This is a genomic window from Nonomuraea longispora (assembly GCF_004348345.1).
Classification (GTDB): domain Bacteria; phylum Actinomycetota; class Actinomycetes; order Streptosporangiales; family Streptosporangiaceae; genus Nonomuraea; species Nonomuraea longispora.
The window spans coordinates 39,348-57,592 of sequence record NZ_SMJZ01000022.1; the positions used below are offsets into that span (position 1 = coordinate 39,348).

Here is an 18,245-nt window from a genome sequence, read left to right on the forward strand (position 1 = left end):
CAAGTCAGGATGGATTTATGCGGATCTTGGTCCTCGGCGGCGACGGATACCTCGGATGGCCGACGGCCCTCCACCTGTCGCAATGCGGCCATGAGGTGGCGGTCGCCGACAACTTCGTACGCCGTCAGTACGACCTCGAACTCGGCGTGGACAGCCTCGTACCGATCGCATCGCTGCACACCCGCGTCACGGCGTGGCAGGAGCGAACCGGCAAGACGATCGAGATGTTCGTCGGCGACCTCATGGACGCCGACTTCACGTACGGGATGATCCGCGACTTCCGCCCCGACGCCGTGGTGCACTTCGCCGAGCAGCGAGCCGCCCCCTACTCGATGATCGACCGCAAGCACGCGGTCTACACGCAGACCAACAACGTCGTCGGCACGCTCAACCTGCTCTACGCGATCGCCGAGATCGACCCGGAGATCCACCTGGTCAAGCTCGGCACGATGGGCGAATACGGCACGCCCAACATCGACATCGAGGAGGGCTGGCTGGAGCTGGAGCACAAGGGGCGCAGGGACCGGGTGCTCTACCCCAAGCGGCCCGGCTCGTTCTACCACCTGTCCAAGGTGCACGACAGCCACAACATGGAGTTCGCCTGTCGCATCTGGGGCCTGCGCGCCACCGACCTCAACCAGGGCGTGGTCTACGGCCAGGAGACGCCCGAGACCACGCTGGACGACCGGCTGGCCACCCGGTTCGACTACGACGCCGTCTTCGGCACCGTGCTCAACCGGTTCGTCATCCAGGCGGTGCTCGGCCACCCCCTGACGGTCTACGGCTCCGGCACCCAGACCCGCGGCATCATCGACATCCGCGACACGGTCCGCTGCATCCAGCTCGCCTGCGAGAACCCGGCGGACCGCGGCGAGTTCCGGGTGTTCAACCAGATGACCGAGTCCATGTCGGTCAGCGACATCGCCACCACGGTTTCCGAGTCCTTCCCCGGCGAGGTGACGATCGACAACCTCGACAACCCCCGCGTCGAGAAGGAGGAGCACTACTACAAGGTGACCCACACCGGCCTGGTGGAGCTCGGGCTCGTTCCGCACCTGCTGTCCGACACGCTCATCACGTCGCTGTTCGACGTCGCCAAGCGCCACGTCGACCGGGTCCGCGAGGAGGCACTTCTGCCGGGCGTCAACTGGCGCAACCCAGGGGCGGAGCGCACCAGTGAGCGCTGAGGAGGGGGCCTTCGCCCGCGCCACCGGCCGTACGGCCGAGCGCGAGGACGGCGGCCCCGACAAGCCCCGCTACCGCCGCTACCAGTACGACCTGATCGCCCCTCATTGCGGACGCAGCGTGCTGGAGGTGGGAGCGGGGCTGGGCGAGTTCGCCGCGCAGTTCACCGGCCTTGAGCGGCTGGTCGTCACCGACGTCGACCCCGACGCGGTCGGGCTGCTCAAAGACCGTTTCGCCAGCGCCTCCGAGGTCGAGGCCATGCAGTTCGACCTCTCCTCCGGCGCGCGGCTGGAACGGCCGGTCGAGACGGTGATCGCCATCAACGTGCTCGAACACTTCGAGGACGACGCCGAGATTCTCAGGCAACTGGCCGGTTCGGTCACGCCGGGCGGCACGATCGTGCTCTGGGTGCCCGCCTACATGAGCCTGTACGGCGAGTTCGACCGCAAGGTCGGCCACTTCCGCCGCTACACGCCCGCCACCCTGCGCGACGCCGCCCGTCGTGCGGGGCTCGGCGTGACGCTGGCCAGGCCGGTCAACCTGCTGGGCGGGCTCGCCTGGTGGGCTGCGGTGCGCATGGGCAAGGCGGGCTCGCCGAAGGCGGGCGCGGTCGGCCTGTACGACAAGGTCATCGTGCCGGTCACCCGGGTGCTCGACCGGGCGCTGCCGATCCCCTTCGGCCAGTCGGTGCTCGGTGTGCTCCGCGTGCCTCACGACGGGGAGCGCACGACCCGTGATTGACCTACGCGGCTTCCTCCGTGGCACGCTGCCACGCATCTTCACGCGCTACACGCTCGGCTCTGTGGCCGCGGCCGTGGTGAGCGAGGTGACGCTGCTGGTGTCCTACGGTCAGGGGCTACTCGGAGCCCAGGCGGCCGCGGTGGCCGCCTGGGCCCTGGGCGCGGTGACCAACTACGTGCTCGCCCGCCGCTGGGCGTGGCAGCGCCGCGGACGTCCCCGGGTGCTGCGCGAGCTGCTGCCGTTCTGGGTGACGTCGGTGACGGGGCTGCTGCTCACCACGTGGGCGACCGGAGTCGCCCACGATGTCGGGCCCCGGCTGTTCGCCACCGACGGGGCGCGCGTGCTGTTCGTGGGCGCGGTCTTCCTCGGGGTCTACGGCGTGCTGTTCCTGGCGAAGTTCTGCTTCTTCCACTACTTCGTCTTCGCCGACCCCCGCGCGGGCTCCGCCGGCGAGGCGGACGACGATGAGGAGGCGGACCCCGGTGACGCCGACGGCCCCGAAGCCATGGACGGCCCGGACGGCGCGGCGCCGCGGCGCTCCCGCAGCCAGGTGCCGAGCACCACACGCAAATAGCGGTAACCGTAGACCAGGTTGCCGCCCTTCTTGGTCGTGCCGGCGACGCGCAACCGCATCGTCGCCGGCACCTCCACCACCTTGTAGCCCCGCGAGATGACGCCGATGAGCAGCTCGGACGACTGATACTGCGGCTGCTTCAGCGTGACGGCCCCGGTGACCTCGGCGCGCATCGCGCGCATGCCGAACGAGGTGTCGGTGATGCGCTGCCCGGTCAGCAGACTGATCATCCGGGCGAAGACGTGCACGCCCAGGCGGCGCACACGGTCGTAGGTCTCCTGGCGTCCCAGCACCCGCGAGCCCGTGACGAAGTCGGCCTCCCCCCGCAGCACCGGAGTCAGGATGCGCTCGATGTCGGCCGGGTCGTACTGTCCGTCGGCGTCGGTGGTCACGATGTAGCGGGCGCCGCCCGCCCTGGCGATGCGGTAGCCCAGCCGCAGGGCCGCGCCCTGCCCCCGGTTGACGGGGACGTCGCAGACCAGCGCGCCGGCCTTGCGGGCCACGGCCGCCGTGTCGTCGGAGGCGCCGTCGACGACCACGACGGTCGCCGTGTCGTGCCCCGCGATGACGGCCGGGATCGCGCTGACCACGTCGCCGATCCCGCGCTCCTCGTTGTAGGCGGCGATGACGATCGCGATGGGGGGAAGATCGCCGCCGTGCTCGGCGGTGAACTCCGCCAGCGCGGCGGCGTCGACCCGCGCGTCGGTGTTCGCCATGTGATCGGCGGTCATGCTTGGCCCTCCACACCACCCGGCGCGAAGTCCGGCCACACGGTCGGCAGGCCGGTGGTCAGATCGTGCCGTGGTTCGTACCCGAGTGTCTTGGCCAGCGACGTGTCGAGCACGACCGCCGGCATCTCTCCTTGCTTGGCGGCGACGTGCTCGACCGGGATCGGCGCCCCGGTGACCTCGCGTGCCGCCTCGATCAGCTCGTTCACGCTCACAGAACGCCCTGAGCCGACGACCAGGGGGCCGTTGTGGCCCGTGCGCCAGGCAACCTGGACGGCCTGGACGATGTCGTCCACGTGGACGTAGTCGCGCAACTGGGTGCCGTCGCCGTACACCTGGACGCCGGCGCCCTCGGCGGCGGCGCGCATCAGCCGGGGCACAAAGCTGTCCTTGTGACCCATGCCCTGGCCGTAGACATTGGCGAAACGCAGCGCGCAGGCCTGCATGCCATAGACGCCGGAGTAGGCGCTCAGCAACATCTCACCCGCGGCCTTGGTCGCGCCGTAGGGAGTCAGCGGGCGCAGCGCCTGCCATTCGGTGATGGGCGCGCTGCCCACGTCGCCCGTCACGGCGTTGGTGGAGGCCAACGTGAACCTGGGCACCTCCCGCTCGCGGGCCAGTTCGAGCAGCCCCGCGGTCGCCGCGACGTTCACCTCATACGTACCCGCGGGGTCCTCGACCGAACGCAACACCGACGTGACCGCCGCAAGGTGCACGACACCGTCGAGCCCCGCGGACACGGCCTCGCCCCGGACCCCCGGGTCGCGCAGATCTCCGACCACAGAGCGCACCTCGGGGTCGGGATGGGCGTTCAGATCAGCCACCACGACCTCGGCACCTTCTGCGAGCAGAGTGGCGACCAGGCGTCTGCCGATGAAGCCTGACCCTCCCGTGACCAGCACACGAGCTCCGGCGAACTCCGACATTCGCCGCTCCTTTCGCTTGACGTTCTGCAGACCCTACCGGCGCAACCTGTAGATTCGCTCCATCCGGCTGCCCAGGTTCGGAGTGTTCAGACGCATCGCACGGAGCCGGGGAGCACATCGCGTACGCTACGGTTTTCGCATCCTGTGATCGTGGCAGCCGAGATCGGAGCAACCCCATGGAGTGCCGGTGACCCCCGAACTGATCATGGGGCCACCGCTGGCCGTCGGTTTCGCTCTGGCGGTGTTCGCCCAGCGCAGGGGCTGGTCCCCGCCGCTGTGGGTGGCACTCTGCGCCGGAGCCGTGCTGCGGGTGCTCGCCATGTTGCTGGCCCCTCAGATGGCCGTCCAGCCGTACGACTTCGAGCACGACTTCCGCGACGCCGCCAACGCCGTGCTCGACGGGCAGAACCCGACGATGCACCTGCGTGAGGGGGGCTGGCATTTCCTGCCGCTGCTCGCCTACGTGCTGGCCGGGCAGCAGGAGCTGGGAGAGACGCTGGGGTTGTCGTGGGCGGTGGCCGGCCGGATCGTGCCCGTCGTCGCCGACCTCGCCCTCATCCCCCTGATCAGCAGGCTCGCGGCCGAGCGCGGCGCCCTGCGCGGCTTCCAGTACGCGTGCCTGCCCGTCGGCGTCCTGGTGAGCGGGGTGCACGGCCAGTTCCCGCCCATCACGCTGCTGTTCGGCGTGGCCGCGCTGCTGGCCGCCCGGCGGGGCCACGTGCAGCTCGCAGGGCTGCTCATCGGCCTTTCGGTGTCGTGCACCCACTGGTCGCTGCTGCTCGTGCCGGGCGTCGTGCTGGCGGTGCCCGGCCTGCGCCGGCGGGTCACGGTGCTCGTCTGGACCGCGATGGCGCCCCTCGCCATGCTGGCCAGCAGTTCGCTCTTCCTCGACACGGCGGCCAGCGAGTTGCCCGCCCTGGTGCGCGCCATCATGTCGACCCGCCCCGTGGTCGGCGACTGGGGCTGGACGGCCGTGGCGACCGGCGGGGAGCAGATCGTCTCGCCCGTCTTCGGCCGCGTCGGCCTGGTCATCCTGGCCGCGGCGCTCCTGGCCGCGCTCTGGTGGTGGCGGTGGGCCGAGCCCGAACTGCTGACCCTCGCCCTCCTCCTGGTCTTCCTCATCGTGACCTACCGGCTGGGCGCCCAGTATCTGCTCTGGCCGCTGCCCTATCTCCTCGCCCGTCCGCCACGCGGGGCCTGGAGCGCCATCACGCTCACGAGCCTGTGGGTGGTGGCCGGCTATCTGCACCTGCTCTACTTCCTGACGGGCATGGAGTGGGCAACGGCGCACCGCGTGTGGGTGTTCTCGTCGCTCGCCGTCATCGCCGCGATGGTGTACGCCCTGCCCTGGCGTGAGCGGGGCCTGCCCGCGACCGGTCCGGCGGCCGGCGCGCAGGGGCTTTCCGACGGTCACGAGCCGGCGGTGAACGGCCGCCGGTGACGCCTGGGCCGTTCACCACTCGGACAATATGTGTGCACCGAAATTGCACATGATGCTGCTCTTTTCTGCATTACCGAATTTAGCGCGACCCGCGCAGCAGAAGAGATCAGGACTTAGCATCTCTGCATGGACGCCTGCCCACCCGCCAAGAGTGGCATAAAGCGAAAAGATGCCTTCATCGTCGGAGTGGTTCATCTCCTTGCGGTTCTCCTCGGCATAGCGGCCGGCCCGGGCTGGCTGGATCTGGACCTGGCCGCTCTGTTCGTCGGATACGCCGCACTGGCCGCCGCCGTGCTGGTCATTATTCGTCGACCGTTGCTGGATCCGCCCCCCGCGACCCTGGCCATCGTGATCTTCACTGTCGTCACCCCGGCCCTGGCGGGCCTGACGGCCCACGGGATCGCCCGGGGCGTGGCCGGCACGCAGGGCCACGCCGTGGCTGTTAAGTGGTCCCCTAACCCCGTTGAGGCCGGCGGCACGGCCGTGACGGAGGTTCGCTTCGAACCCGGATACACCTGGCTTCGCGTCCCCGTGTCGTACACCGACCCCGCGGAGGAATGGGGGTCCTGCCCGCACAACCGGGTCGATGTTCTGATGGACGGCCGCCAGCCGAACGAGAAGAAGGAGGACTTCGACAATGGGGATTTCGCCGAGTTCGAGGTGGACGAGAACATGAGCCGGGTCACCGTGTCCATGGAGCTGATCTCCACACAGAACTGCTCGATATCCATCACCACGAAAAACGTCACACTCCATCGGTGAGGTCCAGATGAAGTCCGGTAAGCCCTCACGGAGTGTCGGCATTCTCACTGCGGCGCTACTTCTCGTGACCGCCTGCGGGTCTGCGGCGCCTCCTCCGCCCCTGGACGCCGACATCGTCTCGGTCGGCGTCAAACTGTACCCAGGTCTGTCACCGGTGAACAGTCACCTTCCGGTGGGCTTCGAGGCACAGGCCCGGAACAAGATACTCAAGCACGCGGGCGTCCAGGAGTCGGCACCCACCCCCGTGTGGACGAGCAACTGGGAGACCGCCCTGAGCAACAGGAAAGTCCACATGGTGATGGGGATGATCTCCGACAACGACCTCAGGGCGGCCAAATTCCGGCTTGCCCGCTCCTATCTGCGGACCGACATCGCGCTGCTGACCCTTGCCGACGCCGAGCCGGTCCACCAGGTCCAGGACCTCGCCGGCAAGGACATATGCACGGTGGAGGGGAGCACGGCCGACGAAACCATGAAGGTGCTGCAGAACTCCGCCGGCCTGCGGCTCACCTCCGTCTCGACCCCGGAGAACTGCATCGAGAGGGTGAGGAACGAGGATTCCTTCGCCTACAGCACCGACCGGATCATCCTCATGGGATTCACCACCCAAGATGAGAACGTCAGCAAGGAGACGGGGAAGTCCTTTTTCCGGGTGCCCGACCTGTCGATGGGAAGGCAGCAGCACATCTCGATAGCGCTGCACAAGGACCACGGCGAAGCGTGCCGGCGCCTGGTGAGCGCCATCGACACCTATGTCAGGAGCAACGACTGGCTCACCGACCTGCGAGGCCAGCTCATCGATGAGTATCTGAGACTGGCGCCCGGCAACCCTCACATGACCGACGACATCGTCAGGAAGAAGTTCGAGCCGGACACGATCAACGCCGACCGTTGCGCCGACGGGGACACCTGAGATGATGTGAGTGGAGCTATGGGGATTCGAACCCCAGACCTCCTCCATGCCATGGAGGCGCGCTACCAACTGCGCCATAGCCCCTTGTCGCGTGTACGAGTGTAGCCGACTTCCCGACCTTTCAAGCACACTCCCGAACCCGCGCACATCCGGCGAACCGCGGGCCGGCTCGGCACGCACCCGTGACGCCGAGCCGGCCCGCGCGCTTAGCCGACCGACCTCGCCTTCTCGATGAGCGTGGCCAGCTCCGCCACCATCGGGTCCTCGGAGTCGGTGGCCAGCCGGGAGGCGTGCTCGCCGAGCGTGGACAGATCCAGGCCGAACGCCTTCTTGTCGCGCATGTAGCCGGCGAACGCGGCCACGACCACGTCCACCTGGAGGCGGACCGGCGCCTCCTCCCACACCGACCCGGCCAGATCGCTCGCCCGCAACGACGCGCTCTCCTCGGAGGCGGCCCTGGTGTCGGGGTCCTGCCAGCGTACGGTGGCCTGGGCGAGCTGGCCCCTGGCGCCGGGCTTGAGCTTCAGCGCGTACAGGGCGGTGACGGAGTGGCCCGGCCCGATCTCGCCGCCGTCACGGGTGTCGTCGCGGAACTCCTCGGCGGACAGCGCGCGGTTCTCGTACCCGACGAGCTGGAAGCTCTCCACCACGGACGGGTTGAACACGACCTGCGCCTTGGCGTCGCGCGCCCGCAGCTCGATGGTGGCGGGCAGCTGCGTGGTGAAGATCTTGTCAGCCTCCTCCTGGGAGCTGACGTAGACGGCCATGCCGTCGCCGTTGTCGGCGAGCTGCTCCATGAGCTCGTCCCCGTAGTCCCTGCCGACGCCGACGGTGAGCAGCGTGACCCGCTTGGCCGCGTGTTCCTTGACCCGGTCGAGGATGTCCTGCCACTCGGTGCTGCCCTGGTTCGCCAGGCCGTCGGAGAGCAGGATGACCCGGTTCGTGGCGGCCGTCCTGAACGCCTTGGACGCCTCCTCGTAACCGGCGACCATGCCGCTCTCCAGGTTGGTGCCGCCGTCGACGGCCAGCTCGTCCACCGCGCTCCGCAGTTCCTCCCTGGCGGTCAGCGGGGTCATCGAGGCCAGCACGGTGGCCTCGTCGCTGAACGCCACGATCGACACCTGGTCTCCGGGCGCGAGCTGGTCCAGCAGCTTGTCCAGCGCCGACTTGACGAGGTCGAGCCTGCCCGGCTCACCCATCGAACCGGACACGTCGACGACGAACGTGAGGTTGGAGGGCCTGCGCTGGGCGGCGTCGGTGCCGCGCGTCTGCAGGCCCACCCGCATGACCGCCTCGTCTCCTGACGGCAGCTTCGCGCCGTCCACGTGCACGGCGAACCCGTCGCCCGGCGGCTGCCCGTAGTCCTGCCTGAACGCGTTGACCCACTCCTCCGGACGGACCTCCGCGGGCGCGGGCCAGCGGCCCTCCTGGAGGGTACGGCGGGCGTAGCCGTACGACGCGGTGTCCACGTCCAGCCCGAACGTGGAGATCTGCGCCTTCGTGGTGTCCTCGCGACCGTCCTCGTCGGCGCCCTGTGTCGCCGACGGGACCGGCCGGTTGTGGGCGCCGGCCGGCTCGGCAGCGTGCTCTCGGTCCGCCGAGCCGCCCGGCCCACCGCAGGCGGCGAGCATCAGGACGGCCATCAGTCCGGCACCGACCACCAAGGGACGAAATCTCATCACTTCCACCTCCGCTCGTACGACGGAATCGGCGCAGCGGTGGCCGGGCCGGTGACGTAAGCGAGCACAAACCGCGACCGTCGCGTGATCAGTTGTGACAAATGGTGCCTTTGAGGTAGGCATGACGCCGTGCGCGTGTATCTGGCTCTGGCCGCGAAGCGACATGACGTTCCCGCTCAGGTTCTGAGCCGGGCCCGGACCCTCATCGAGACGGCCTTCCCGGTGCCCGCCGACGTCATCCGCGCCCGCGAATGGCACGGCAGAGGCGTGTCACTGCTCGCGTGGACCAACGAACCCGACGACACGCGGCAGCCGCCGCTGATCACCGAGCACGACGGCCGGGTCATCGGGCTGAACGGCCACCTGGCCGAACCCGCCGACGTGACCAGGCTGCCCGGCGGCTCCGTGGGCGGCTGCTTCTCCGCGTGGATCGCCCGCGACGGCCAGCTGACCGCGAGCACCGCCGTCAACCGGGTGTGCCCCGTCTTCTACGCCGAGACGCCCGACCTGCACGTCGTCGGCAGCCGCGCCCTGCTCGTGCACCTGGCGGCCCAACCGGCCGACCGGATCGACCACGACGTGCTCGCCCTGCAGACCATGATCAGACAGGGCTTCTTCCTGTCGGACGAGACGCCGTACAAGGGGGTGACGGCGCTGCGGCCCGACGCGCGGATCGACGTGCGCGACGGGCGGCGGGTCATCACCGAGGCGCCGCTGCCGCAGGCGGGGCCCGCGCCCACGTCGGCGCGGGCCAAGCGGGCGGCGATCGGCGAGTTGGCGGAGGCGCTGCTGGCCACCGTCGCGCCGCTGCGCGACCTGAGCGAGCCGGTCAACCTGGCGCTGACCGGCGGGCGCGACACCCGTATCCTGGCGGCGCTGCTGCACGCGGCGCGGGTGCCGTTCAGGGTGACGACGAACGGGCTCGACACACACCCCGATGTGATCCTCGCGCGGCAGATCGCGGCCCGGCTGAAGGTGGAGCACACCGTCATCGCGCCGCAGCAGACCGCCCAGAAGGACGCGGTGCTGGTGGAGCACCCGCTGAGCCGGGCCTGGGAGACGCTGCGCACGTGCGAGGGCATGACGTCGGCGTACGAGTCGATCGTCGGCTACCTGCCGTACTCCGGCAAGCCCACCATGTCGGGGCAGAGCGGCGAGACGCTGCGCGCGGGCAGCCTGAACCTGCTCCAGACAGACCTCAGCGACAAGGCGCTGCTGCGGCGGATCACCAACACCTTCACCAAGGACACGAAGCTGTTCACCGCGGAGGCCAACGAGCACGCGCGCGAGCTGGCCCGGCCGTGGCAGGCCCGGCCGGACCGGCTGGAGGCCCTCGACCACATCTACATCTGGTACAAGGTGGGCCGCTGGCAGGCCAGCGCCCGCGCCGGGTCGCTGCGGCGCGGCGACCCGGTGCGGCCGTTCCTGGACAACCGGGTGGTACGTGCGGCGCTGAGCCTGGACCAGGGCTGGCGCCTGTCGGAAGAGGTGATCTACGGCCTCATCCTGAGGTTCGCCCCCCAGCTGCGGGACGTGCCGATCGAGGGGAAACCGTGGCGGTTCGCGGAGGGCATGACCAAACGGTGGTTCTGGTCCCGTCCGCCCGCCGGGCATATGCCCACCACGAAGACCGGCGGCGGGTGGAGCTGGCGCACCAGCCCCGGACCCGAGCTGACGGACATCCTGCGCAGGCAGGTGCTCGACCACCTGGACGTCCTGACCCCCGTCGTGAACCCGGACGAGGTGCGCGCGCTCTTCGCCGACCCCGTGGTCAAGAAGCCGGCGCAGGCCTGGCACCTCTATACCGTCAGCACCCTGCTCACCGGCCTCCACCCCGGCAAGGAGCCCGAGGGGCTGGAGCGGATCACGGTTTCCAGGCCGGATCCCGCCCGATGACCCCGAGCGCGCGGTCGAGCACGGGCGCGCTCTCCCGTACCGGCACCTCCGGGCCGAACGCCCCGCGCTCCCGGCCCGTCGGCGCCATCTGCCGGGCGAAGGCCAGCAGCGCGGCGGCCGTCTCCTCCTGCACCTCGAAGGTCCTGCCGGTCGCGCGGGCGAGGTCCCATCCGTGGGCCACCAGGTCGGTCAGCGCCATGTTGGCCAGCACACTCTTCGGCAGGCCCATGCTCTGGCTGACGCCCTCCCATGACTCCGGTCGCGCCCAGACGGCCAGCATGCGCTCGACCCGCTCGGGGAAGTCGCCGGTGTACTCCTTCTGCGGCGGGAACCCGCCGTCCTGCGCCAGCGACTCGAACAGCGTGGCGGCCCACTCCAGGTGGTTGATCAGTTCCCGCACGTTGTAGTCGGCGCAGGGCGTGGGCAGCGCGAACTCGTCCTCACCGATCTCGGCGACCAGCTTCGACGTACGGCCGGCCGCCTCGCGCAGCATCGTCAGTGTCTCGTTCATGGCCCACAGCCTGCCAGCACCGCTCCCCGCACGCGCACTCACCAGTGCAGCAGGAGCATCTCGGCGGAGAAACCCGGGCCCAGCGCCATGAGCACGGCGGGCGTGCCGGGCCGGCCGCGGGTCTCCTGGAGCACGTGGAGCACCGATACCGACGACAGGTTGCCGTGCTCGCGCAGCGAGCGCCACGTCACGTCCAGCGCCTTGGCCGGCAGGCCGAGGGTCTGCGCGATCCTGTCGATGACCTTCGGGCCGCCAGGGTGGCAGACCCAGGTGGCGACCTGCTCGGGCGCCAGCCCGTAGTCGGCGAGGAAGGCCTTGATGTCGGCGGCCAGCACCTGCTCCACGAACCCGGTCAGCTCGGGGTCCAGCATGATGCGGAAGCCGTGGTCGCCGACGCTCCAGCCCATGAGGTGCTCGGTGCCGGGATAGAGCCTGCTGCGGGTGGCGACGACCTCGGGTCCCTGGCCGCGTCCCGTCGCCACGACGGCCGCCGCGCCGTCGCCGAACAGGCCGCTCGCCACCAGGTTCGCGATCGAGGTGTCGTCGCGCTGGATCGTCAGCGAGCACAGCTCCACGCAGACGAGCATCGCGACGTGGTCGGGCCAGCCGCGAAGGTAGTCGTACAGGCGGGACAGGCCGGACGCGCCCGCCGCGCAGCCGAGCCCGAACACCGGGGCCCGCTTGACGTCCATCCGCAGGCCCACCCGCTGGGCCAGCTTCGCGTCGAGCGAGGGGGTGGCCAGGCCCGTGGTCGAGCAGAACAGCAGGTGGTCGATCTTCTCGGGGCGCACGTCGGCCTTCTTGAGCGCGGCCCGCATCGCCTGCTCGCCGAGGTCGAGGGCGGTTTCGACGTACGCGTCGTTCGCGCGGGTGAAGGAGTCGAGCTTGGGATAGTCGGCCAGCGGAAGCGCGAGGTTGCGGGCCTCCACGCCGGTCGCGGTGTGGAAGCGCCGCAGCAGGTCCTCGTCGCACTCCGTCAGCCGGGCGAACGCCTCGGTGATCTCCGCCTGCTCGTAGCGGTGATCAGGCAGAACGACCTGTACCCCCGAAATATGCATGGACATCTCCTGCCGCTGAACGGCCCTGGCTAACATGCCGGACCGCTCCCGCCGCCTCCCCCATGGTCAGCGGGTGAGCCGCCACAGGGAGGTCACCTCGGCGGCGCGGGCCGCGTGCAGCGGGTCGTTCTCGTCCTTCGGCCGGTCGTGCCGGGGCGCGACGTCCATGCGGCCGGCCAGGCGCAGCCCCGCCTCCTCGAACGCGGCCAGCAGGTCGGCGCGCGTGCGCAGGCCCAGGTGCTCGGCCAGGTCGGACAGGATGAGCCAGCCCTCCCCCTCCGGCTCCAGATGCCCGGCCAGACCGTCGAGGAACCCGCGCAACATCCGCCCGCCCGGGTCGTAGACGGCCTGGTCGAGCGGGGAGACCGGCGTGGCGGGCAACCACGGCGGGTTGCAGACGACGAGCGGGGCGCGCCCCGGCGGGAACAGGTCGGCGTGTACGACCTCCACCCGCTCGTCCAGGCCCAGCCGGGCGATGTTCGCGGAGGCGCAGGCGACGGCCCGCTCGTCGAGGTCGGTGGCGACGACGTGGCGCACGCCGCGCCCGGCCAGCACGGCCGCCAGCACACCCGTGCCCGTGCCGACGTCGAACGCCAGCCGGTCGCCGGGCAGCGGCGCCTCGGCGACCAGGTCGACATATTCGCCCCTGATCGGGGAGAAGACGCCGTGGTGGGGGTGGATGCGCGCGCCGAGCGCCGGGACGTACACGCCCTTCTTGCGCCACTCGTGAGCGCCGATCACGCCGAGCAGCTCGCGCAACTGGCCCACCGCGGGAGGCGCGTCGGGGCCGTACGCCTCGTTGCACGCCTCACGCACGTCGGGCGCGCGGCGCAGCGGCACCACGTGGCCGGCGTCGTACGGGATGAGCAACATGCCCAGCGTGCGGGCGCGTTGCGACCTGGCCTGGCGGTAGCGGTGGAACCCGCTGCCGGGCGCGGCAGGTTTGCAGCGGCGGCCCATGGCGCGCAGCAGTTGCCGGGCGTTGTGGAAGTCGCCCCGCCACAACAGCGCGGTGCCCTCACAGGCGAGCCGGTAGGCGGTGTCGGCCTTCATGCGGTCGTCGGCGACCACCACGCGCGCCGGCGGCGGCGCGCCCAGCGCCGTGCGCCACGCCGCCGACCGTTCCCGCCCCGCCTCGCTCCAGAAGATCATCAGACCCCGACCGTCTCACGGACCGCCATCTCACGGCCACTGCTTTGCGGGCAGGAGCCCTCTCACCAGCGCGCGCAGCCCTTGTTCGTACGTGTCGCGCGCGGTCAGCTCGGCCCACCGCCCGCCCACCTCGCTGAGCCGGGGGTGTTCCCGCGCGTCCAGCTCGGCGAACACGCGGTCCCGGTACGTCATGCTCCCATCCTCGCGCCTCTTCGCCGCCGCCGCCCGCGCGGCGATCTCGCCCGCGGTGTAGTGCCAGATGACGCGGTAGGCGCCGACGGCCTGCTCGATCGTCAGCCCGGCGCTCATGGCCGCGTCGATGATCTGCTCCGGATACCACAGCGCTCTGACCGAGAGCAGATCGTCGGCCCGGATCACCTCGACGACCCACGGCCACCCCGCCAGCCCCTCCCGCAGGGCCGCGGCGGCGGCCACGATGCGCTCGCCCGGTTCCTCGGGCAGCTCCGGCCTGGGCATGCCGGCGGCGTAGTCGTCGAGCAGGAGCAGGAGCAGCTCGTCCTTGTCGCGCACGTGATGGTAGAGCGCCATCGGCGTGCTGCCCACCTCGCGGGCGAGCCTGCGCATGGTCAGGCCGGCCACGCCGTCCTCCTCGATGACGCGGTGGGCGGCGGTGACGATCTCCGCCCTGGAGATCCTCGGAGGTCGTCCGGTTCGGGAGGGCATGCTGCCATGCTACTTTCTATACGTGTACAAAAACTCTCTGACCGTAGGAGTGCTGGCCTTCTCGGTGGCCGTCGGGACGCTGCAGATGACCGTGGTGGTGCCGCTGCTGCCGCTGCTGGGGCGGCGACTCGGTGAACCGCTCACCTCCGTCTCATGGCTGCTCACGGCCGGGCTGCTGTCGGGCGCGGTGGCGATCCCCCTGCTGTCGAGGCTCGGCGACATGTACGGCAGGCGCACCGTCTCACTGGCCGCGCTCGCGCTGCTCGTGGCCGGGTCCGCGCTCAGCGCCGCGTCGACCGCGCTCGCCCCGATCATGGCCGGCAGGGTCCTGCAAGGGGCCGCCGCGCCGCTGCTCCCACTGGCCATGGGCCTGGTCAGGGAGGTGGTGCCCGGCGATCGGCTGCCGACGGCGATCGGCGTGCTCAGCGCGACCATCGGCGTGGGGAGCGGCGGCGGCATGATCGTCGCCGGACTGGTCGACGGTGACCACCGGGCCGTGTTCTGGATGCTGGCCGGCCTCGGGGCGCTGGGCTTCGTCCTCGTGGCGGCGGTCGTGCGTGAGGCGCCGCCGGCCCGCGAGCCCGGACGTCCCGACCTGGCCGGTGCCGCACTGGTCTCGGCCTGGCTGGTGTGCCTGCTGCTCGCGATCAGCAAGGGGGGCACCTGGGGGTGGACGTCGCCGCCGACGCTGGGGCTGCTGGTCGCGGCCGTGGTCGTGGCAGCCGTCTGGGTCGTCACCGCCCGCCGTACGACGGCACCGCTGATCGAGATCCCCATGCTGCTGCACAGGGGGACGGTGGGGGCGACGGTGGCGTCGTTCCTGCTCGGGTTCGCGCTGTTCGGGGCCATCACGACGGTGTCGGCGGTCGCGCAGGGCCCGCTCGGCGCCTCGGTGCTGCAGGTGGGGGTGTACCTGCTGCCCACGACCGTCCTGATGCTCGTGGTCTCGATGCTGGCCGGGCGGCTGATGCGCCGCTTCACCGCGTCCGCGCTGGTGGCCGCCGGGTCGGCGCTGGTGACGGTGGCCGCGCTGTGGCTGGTGCTCGCCAGGGACGCGGACGCCGACCTGTACGGCGCCGCGGCGGTGCTGGGCCTCGGCATCGGGCTCGGCTACGCCGCGCTCGGCACGATGGCCGTCGAGCACGTCGAGCCCGCCAAGACCGCCGCGGCCGGAGGGGTGAACGCGCTGGTCAGAGTCGTGGGCAGCAGCCTGGCCGGCGCGGTGGGGGCGGCGGCGCTGTCGAGCGGGGGCGCCGGGTGGAGCTTCGGCATCGCGGCGGGCGCGGCCCTGCTCGCCACGCTCTTCGCCACCTTTTACGGCAATTTTTCACGGAGGGAACTGGCATGACGGATCGACAGCGACTTGTCGCTTGGGGCGACGAGCTGGTCAAACTGCACGACGGCCTCCGGCGCGACCTGGCGGAGCTGCGCCGCTCGCCGCGCGGGGCGGACCTGCGTACGCACTGCCTGGCGTTCTGCGACGCCCTCCACCTCCATCACGAGGGCGAGGACCGCCGGCTCTTCCCGCACCTCGACCACGAGGAGGAGCAGCTCGTCCCGGTGCTCAACCGGCTGCTCGACCTCCCTGACGACGTCTGAGGACCTATCCCCGCGGAGCGCGCACCCGCTGGCGTTCCTGGGCGACATCGGGATCGCGGTGGCGGCCTGCGCGACCACGCCCTGTCCCTGGCCGAGGCGCTCGCCGGCCCGGGCGTCCATGTGGGCCACGTCGCCGTCGCCGCCACCTCCTGACCTCCTCGCCCTCCTCGCGGCGGCACCGGTGATCGTTATGTTGGAGGCATGAGCTTCACCGGCACTCCCCGGCCGCGCCCGCGCTGGCACCACGCGCAGACCGAGCTCGACGACTTCGCGATCATCAGCTATCGCGTGGACGCCGGCGCGCTGGCCCGGCACCTGCCCCACGGTTTCGCCCCGATGAAGATGACCTTCGCCGACGGGCCGGGCGCCCTCGTCTCGGCCGTGGCCTTCCGCGACCGCGACTTCCACTTCCGTTTCCTGCCGCCGGCCTCCATCAGCTGCGGCCAGATCAACTACCGGGCCTACGTCACCGCGCACGGCAGGCCGGGCGTCTGGTTCTTCGGCACCGGCCTCGACCACCCGGTGGTCGCCATCCCGCAGCACGTGTGGGGTATGCCGTGGCGGCGCGACCGCATCAGCATCGAGGCCGACTGGGCGGGCGACCCCGCCCGCTGGAGCCTGGAGGCCGGCCCCGCTCACTGCGAGGCCACCGAGTCACCGGAGCCGCCCACCCGGCTGGACGGCTTCGACGGCGAGTCCGACTGGCTCGAACGCCTGACCCACCCCACCCAGGGCTGGTATGCCCGAAGGGACGGCAGGGTCGGCGTCTACAGCATCTGGCACCCGGTCATGCGGCCCCGCCACCTCACCGCCACCTCGGCGAGGTTCCCCGTCTTCGAACGCCTCGGCCTGATCGCGCCCGGCACGCGCCCCCACTCCGTCCTGGCGCAGTCCAACCTGCACTTCGACATCCACACCCCGCCCCGCCGCCTCGGCCTGCGGTGAACCGGGGCGCGGGTCAGAGCCGGTAGTCGAAGGTTCCTCTGGCTGTCATGGGCTCATCGTGCCGGTCGTACCTGTCAGGTTCCGGCGAGCATTTCGACGACGGGGGCCAAGGCGTCCATGCACTGGGCGTTCACCGTCACGTACGAGATGCCGAGCCGGTCGCGGCGACGCCGCAGGACATCGGCCATCTCGTCGGGCGTGCCGGTGAGGATCCCGTTGCCGGTGCGGCCGAAGCGGTCGAGCAGCCGGCCGGGCGGCTCGCCTCCGGCGACCGCGAGGTTCATGCTGAGCTCCAGCTCGTTGTAGCGGTCGCCGGCCAGCTCGTACAGCTCGTCCAGTTTCGCCGCCACCTGCTCCTCCGGGTGGTGCGGCGGCACACCGATGGCGACGGTGTCGGCCTTCGCGGCGGCCAGCCGGAGCAGTTTGCTGCCGGCGGCGGCCACCAGGACCCGCACGTCCTTGACCGCGTCGATGGTCCTGGAGATCCGCTCGATGCGCTGGCTCGGCGTGCCGAACCCGACCCCGAGCACGGCGGCGTCCTGTTCGGCGTCCGGCCGGCCGGCGCCCAGGCCCAGCTCGAACCGGCCGCCGGTGAGCGTGTGCAGCGTCGTGGTCTCCCACGCGACGGTCTCCGGCGTCCGGTAGGGGGCGCAGACGACGTACGTGCCGACACGCAGGGTCGTCGTGACCGTGGCGGCGACGGCGGCGGCGACGAAGGGCGACAGCGTGGCGATCGTGTCGGGCACCAGCAGCGTGGCGTAACCCATGCTCTCCGCCCTGCGGGCCAGGCCGGTCCACGAGGCCGCGTCGGGCGCTTGTCCGGCGACGACGCCGAAGCGGAACGGGAGGTCGGTCATGGCCCCAACGATCGTGCACGGCCGGGCCCCGCGCATCGTCCGCCGGACCTGTGATCCGCTACACCAGGGGGCGCAAGCCGTGGGCGCCGCCTACTCCCGCAGCAGTATCCGCGTGAAATCGTTGGCGAACTTGCCCTGCGGGTCGAACCGTCCCACCAGCGAGCGGAACCTGTCGGGGCAGTCCGGCCACACGGTGAACAGCTTGCCCCAGTGAGGCCGCGGCTCGAACGGCGCCAGCGTCTCCTCCACCAGCCGCAGCACCGGCATCACCGCTTCTACGTCGCGCACCCAGGTGAAGTGGATGCCCACGCTGTCACGGCCGTGGAACGGGCTGAGCCACAGGTCGTCGGCGGCGACCGTGCGCACCTCCGAGATGTGCAGGACGGGCCGGATCCTGTCGCCGATCGTGTACAGCTCGCGCAGCGCCTTGACCGCGTGTTCCCTGGGCAGCAGCAATTCCGACTGCAGCTCGTCGCCGGCGCCGCTCGGCTCGTGGTCGGCGCGGAAGTGCGGCAGCCGGTCGTGCCACGGGCCGGGCACGCCGAGCTGGATCGTGCAGTTGTCGGCCGGCATGGAGGGCAGCGGGTGGCGGGG

Annotated in this window: 18 protein-coding genes, 1 tRNA gene and 1 pseudogene; 10 read left to right on the forward strand and 10 right to left on the reverse strand. The window is 70.9% G+C overall.

Annotation, left to right across the window (positions count from 1 at the left end; all coding sequences use genetic code 11):
• Nucleotides 1-17 precede the first annotated feature (17 nt).
• The 3 genes from E1267_RS08885 to E1267_RS47620 are packed head-to-tail and all read left to right on the forward strand — an operon-like array spanning nt 18 to nt 2,500.
• Nucleotides 18-1,187: an NAD-dependent epimerase/dehydratase family protein gene (locus tag E1267_RS08885; RefSeq protein ID WP_132331652.1), complete on the forward strand. Its 1,170-nt coding sequence runs from the start codon at nt 18-20 to the stop codon at nt 1,185-1,187.
• Entirely contained in the window at nt 1,177-1,926 is a 750-nt protein-coding gene (locus E1267_RS08890; protein WP_132331654.1) for a class I SAM-dependent methyltransferase, read from the forward strand. Before E1267_RS08885 ends, E1267_RS08890 begins: the two co-directional genes overlap by 11 nt.
• The gene (locus tag E1267_RS47620) at nt 1,919-2,500 is read left to right on the forward strand and encodes a GtrA family protein (protein WP_161714615.1); all 582 of its coding nucleotides are present in this window, start codon (nt 1,919-1,921) and stop codon (nt 2,498-2,500) included. The genes E1267_RS08890 and E1267_RS47620 overlap by 8 nt, the downstream gene beginning before the upstream one ends.
• 167 nt (nt 2,501-2,667) lie before the next feature.
• On the opposite strand, the pseudogene E1267_RS47625 reads toward E1267_RS47620, so the two are convergent.
• Both E1267_RS47625 and E1267_RS08905 read right to left on the reverse strand, forming a co-directional pair.
• Nucleotides 2,668-3,231: pseudogene (locus E1267_RS47625) on the reverse strand (glycosyltransferase family 2 protein); the annotation flags it as partial.
• Complete coding sequence (locus E1267_RS08905) at nt 3,228-4,154, reverse strand: NAD-dependent epimerase/dehydratase family protein (protein WP_132331660.1); 927 nt, start codon at nt 4,152-4,154, stop codon at nt 3,228-3,230. The pseudogene E1267_RS47625 and the gene E1267_RS08905, both read right to left, overlap by 4 nt.
• A gap of 187 nt (nt 4,155-4,341) precedes the next feature.
• Here E1267_RS08905 and E1267_RS08910 point away from each other — a divergent pair, with 187 nt between their 5' ends.
• From E1267_RS08910 to E1267_RS08920, 3 genes are all read left to right on the forward strand, one after another.
• Nucleotides 4,342-5,595 carry a hypothetical protein gene (locus E1267_RS08910; protein WP_132331662.1) on the forward strand — a complete coding sequence of 418 codons (1,254 nt, stop codon included), beginning with the start codon at nt 4,342-4,344 and terminating at the stop codon, nt 5,593-5,595.
• A gap of 126 nt (nt 5,596-5,721) precedes the next feature.
• Entirely contained in the window at nt 5,722-6,357 is a 636-nt protein-coding gene (locus E1267_RS08915; protein WP_132331664.1) for a hypothetical protein, read from the forward strand.
• 154 nt (nt 6,358-6,511) lie between these two features.
• Complete coding sequence (locus E1267_RS08920; RefSeq protein WP_165959521.1) at nt 6,512-7,270, forward strand: type 2 periplasmic-binding domain-containing protein; 759 nt, start codon at nt 6,512-6,514, stop codon at nt 7,268-7,270.
• Between the two features lie 11 nt (nt 7,271-7,281).
• On the opposite strand, the gene E1267_RS08925 is transcribed toward E1267_RS08920, so the two are convergent.
• A tRNA-Ala gene (locus tag E1267_RS08925) sits at nt 7,282-7,354 on the reverse strand.
• A 122-nt stretch (nt 7,355-7,476) separates the two neighbouring features.
• Complete coding sequence (locus E1267_RS08930; RefSeq protein ID WP_165959522.1) at nt 7,477-8,949, reverse strand: vWA domain-containing protein; 1,473 nt, start codon at nt 8,947-8,949, stop codon at nt 7,477-7,479.
• Between the two features lie 129 nt (nt 8,950-9,078).
• Here E1267_RS08930 and E1267_RS08935 point away from each other — a divergent pair, with 129 nt between their 5' ends.
• Entirely contained in the window at nt 9,079-10,845 is a 1,767-nt protein-coding gene (locus tag E1267_RS08935; protein ID WP_132331668.1) for an asparagine synthase-related protein, read from the forward strand.
• On the opposite strand, the gene E1267_RS08940 is transcribed toward E1267_RS08935, so the two are convergent.
• From E1267_RS08940 to E1267_RS08955, 4 genes are read right to left on the reverse strand one after another with little or no spacing between them, the layout of a single operon-like run.
• Entirely contained in the window at nt 10,814-11,356 is a 543-nt protein-coding gene (locus E1267_RS08940; RefSeq protein ID WP_132331670.1) for a TIGR03086 family metal-binding protein, read from the reverse strand. The genes E1267_RS08935 and E1267_RS08940 overlap by 32 nt on opposite strands.
• A 38-nt stretch (nt 11,357-11,394) precedes the next feature.
• Nucleotides 11,395-12,450 (reverse strand): type III polyketide synthase, encoded by a 1,056-nt coding sequence (locus E1267_RS08945; RefSeq protein ID WP_342774793.1) that lies wholly within the window; start codon nt 12,448-12,450, stop codon nt 11,395-11,397.
• 30 nt (nt 12,451-12,480) lie between these two features.
• On the reverse strand, nt 12,481-13,566 hold the full coding sequence (locus tag E1267_RS08950) for a 50S ribosomal protein L11 methyltransferase (protein WP_132331672.1): 1,086 nt from the start codon (nt 13,564-13,566) through the stop codon (nt 12,481-12,483).
• A gap of 30 nt (nt 13,567-13,596) precedes the next feature.
• Nucleotides 13,597-14,250: a TetR/AcrR family transcriptional regulator gene (locus tag E1267_RS08955; RefSeq protein WP_132331674.1), complete on the reverse strand. Its 654-nt coding sequence runs from the start codon at nt 14,248-14,250 to the stop codon at nt 13,597-13,599.
• A 22-nt stretch (nt 14,251-14,272) separates the two neighbouring features.
• Here E1267_RS08955 and E1267_RS08960 point away from each other — a divergent pair, with 22 nt between their 5' ends.
• The 3 genes from E1267_RS08960 (at nt 14,273) to E1267_RS08970 (ending at nt 16,794) form a co-directional block, all read left to right on the forward strand.
• Entirely contained in the window at nt 14,273-15,598 is a 1,326-nt protein-coding gene (locus E1267_RS08960) for an MFS transporter (protein ID WP_132331676.1), read from the forward strand.
• A complete protein-coding gene (locus E1267_RS08965; protein ID WP_132331678.1) occupies nt 15,595-15,849 on the forward strand; it encodes a hemerythrin domain-containing protein in 255 nt (84 codons plus the stop codon). The genes E1267_RS08960 and E1267_RS08965 overlap by 4 nt, the downstream gene beginning before the upstream one ends.
• 201 nt (nt 15,850-16,050) lie before the next feature.
• Nucleotides 16,051-16,794, forward strand: coding sequence for a DUF2071 domain-containing protein (locus E1267_RS08970; protein WP_132331680.1), 744 nt, complete (start codon nt 16,051-16,053; stop codon nt 16,792-16,794).
• Nucleotides 16,795-16,868: 74 nt separating this feature from the next.
• Here the strand turns inward: E1267_RS08970 and E1267_RS08975 are convergent, their stop codons facing one another.
• A complete protein-coding gene (locus tag E1267_RS08975) occupies nt 16,869-17,651 on the reverse strand; it encodes an LLM class flavin-dependent oxidoreductase (protein WP_132331682.1) in 783 nt (260 codons plus the stop codon).
• Between the two features lie 90 nt (nt 17,652-17,741).
• Nucleotides 17,742-18,245 (reverse strand): D-arabinono-1,4-lactone oxidase (locus tag E1267_RS08980; protein ID WP_281283605.1); only part of this gene is annotated, 504 nt, incomplete at its 5' end.

Bases quoted from the DNA above. Each gene is read 5' to 3' on its own strand.
- E1267_RS08930 (WP_165959522.1), bottom strand. From the start codon at position 8,949: ATGAGATTTCGTCCCTTGGTGGTCGGTGCCGGACTGATGGCCGTCCTG.
- E1267_RS08975 (WP_132331682.1), bottom strand. From the start codon at position 17,651: ATGACCGACCTCCCGTTCCGCTTCGGCGTCGTCGCCGGACAAGCGCCC.
- E1267_RS08915 (WP_132331664.1), top strand. From the start codon at position 5,722: ATGGACGCCTGCCCACCCGCCAAGAGTGGCATAAAGCGAAAAGATGCC.
- E1267_RS08955 (WP_132331674.1), bottom strand. From the start codon at position 14,250: ATGCCCTCCCGAACCGGACGACCTCCGAGGATCTCCAGGGCGGAGATC.
- E1267_RS08965 (WP_132331678.1), top strand. From the start codon at position 15,595: ATGACGGATCGACAGCGACTTGTCGCTTGGGGCGACGAGCTGGTCAAA.
- E1267_RS08885 (WP_132331652.1), top strand. From the start codon at position 18: ATGCGGATCTTGGTCCTCGGCGGCGACGGATACCTCGGATGGCCGACG.
- E1267_RS08970 (WP_132331680.1), top strand. From the start codon at position 16,051: ATGAGCTTCACCGGCACTCCCCGGCCGCGCCCGCGCTGGCACCACGCG.
- E1267_RS08950 (WP_132331672.1), bottom strand. From the start codon at position 13,566: ATGATCTTCTGGAGCGAGGCGGGGCGGGAACGGTCGGCGGCGTGGCGC.
- E1267_RS08940 (WP_132331670.1), bottom strand. From the start codon at position 11,356: ATGAACGAGACACTGACGATGCTGCGCGAGGCGGCCGGCCGTACGTCG.
- E1267_RS08945 (WP_342774793.1), bottom strand. From the start codon at position 12,450: ATGTTAGCCAGGGCCGTTCAGCGGCAGGAGATGTCCATGCATATTTCG.
- E1267_RS08905 (WP_132331660.1), bottom strand. From the start codon at position 4,154: ATGTCGGAGTTCGCCGGAGCTCGTGTGCTGGTCACGGGAGGGTCAGGC.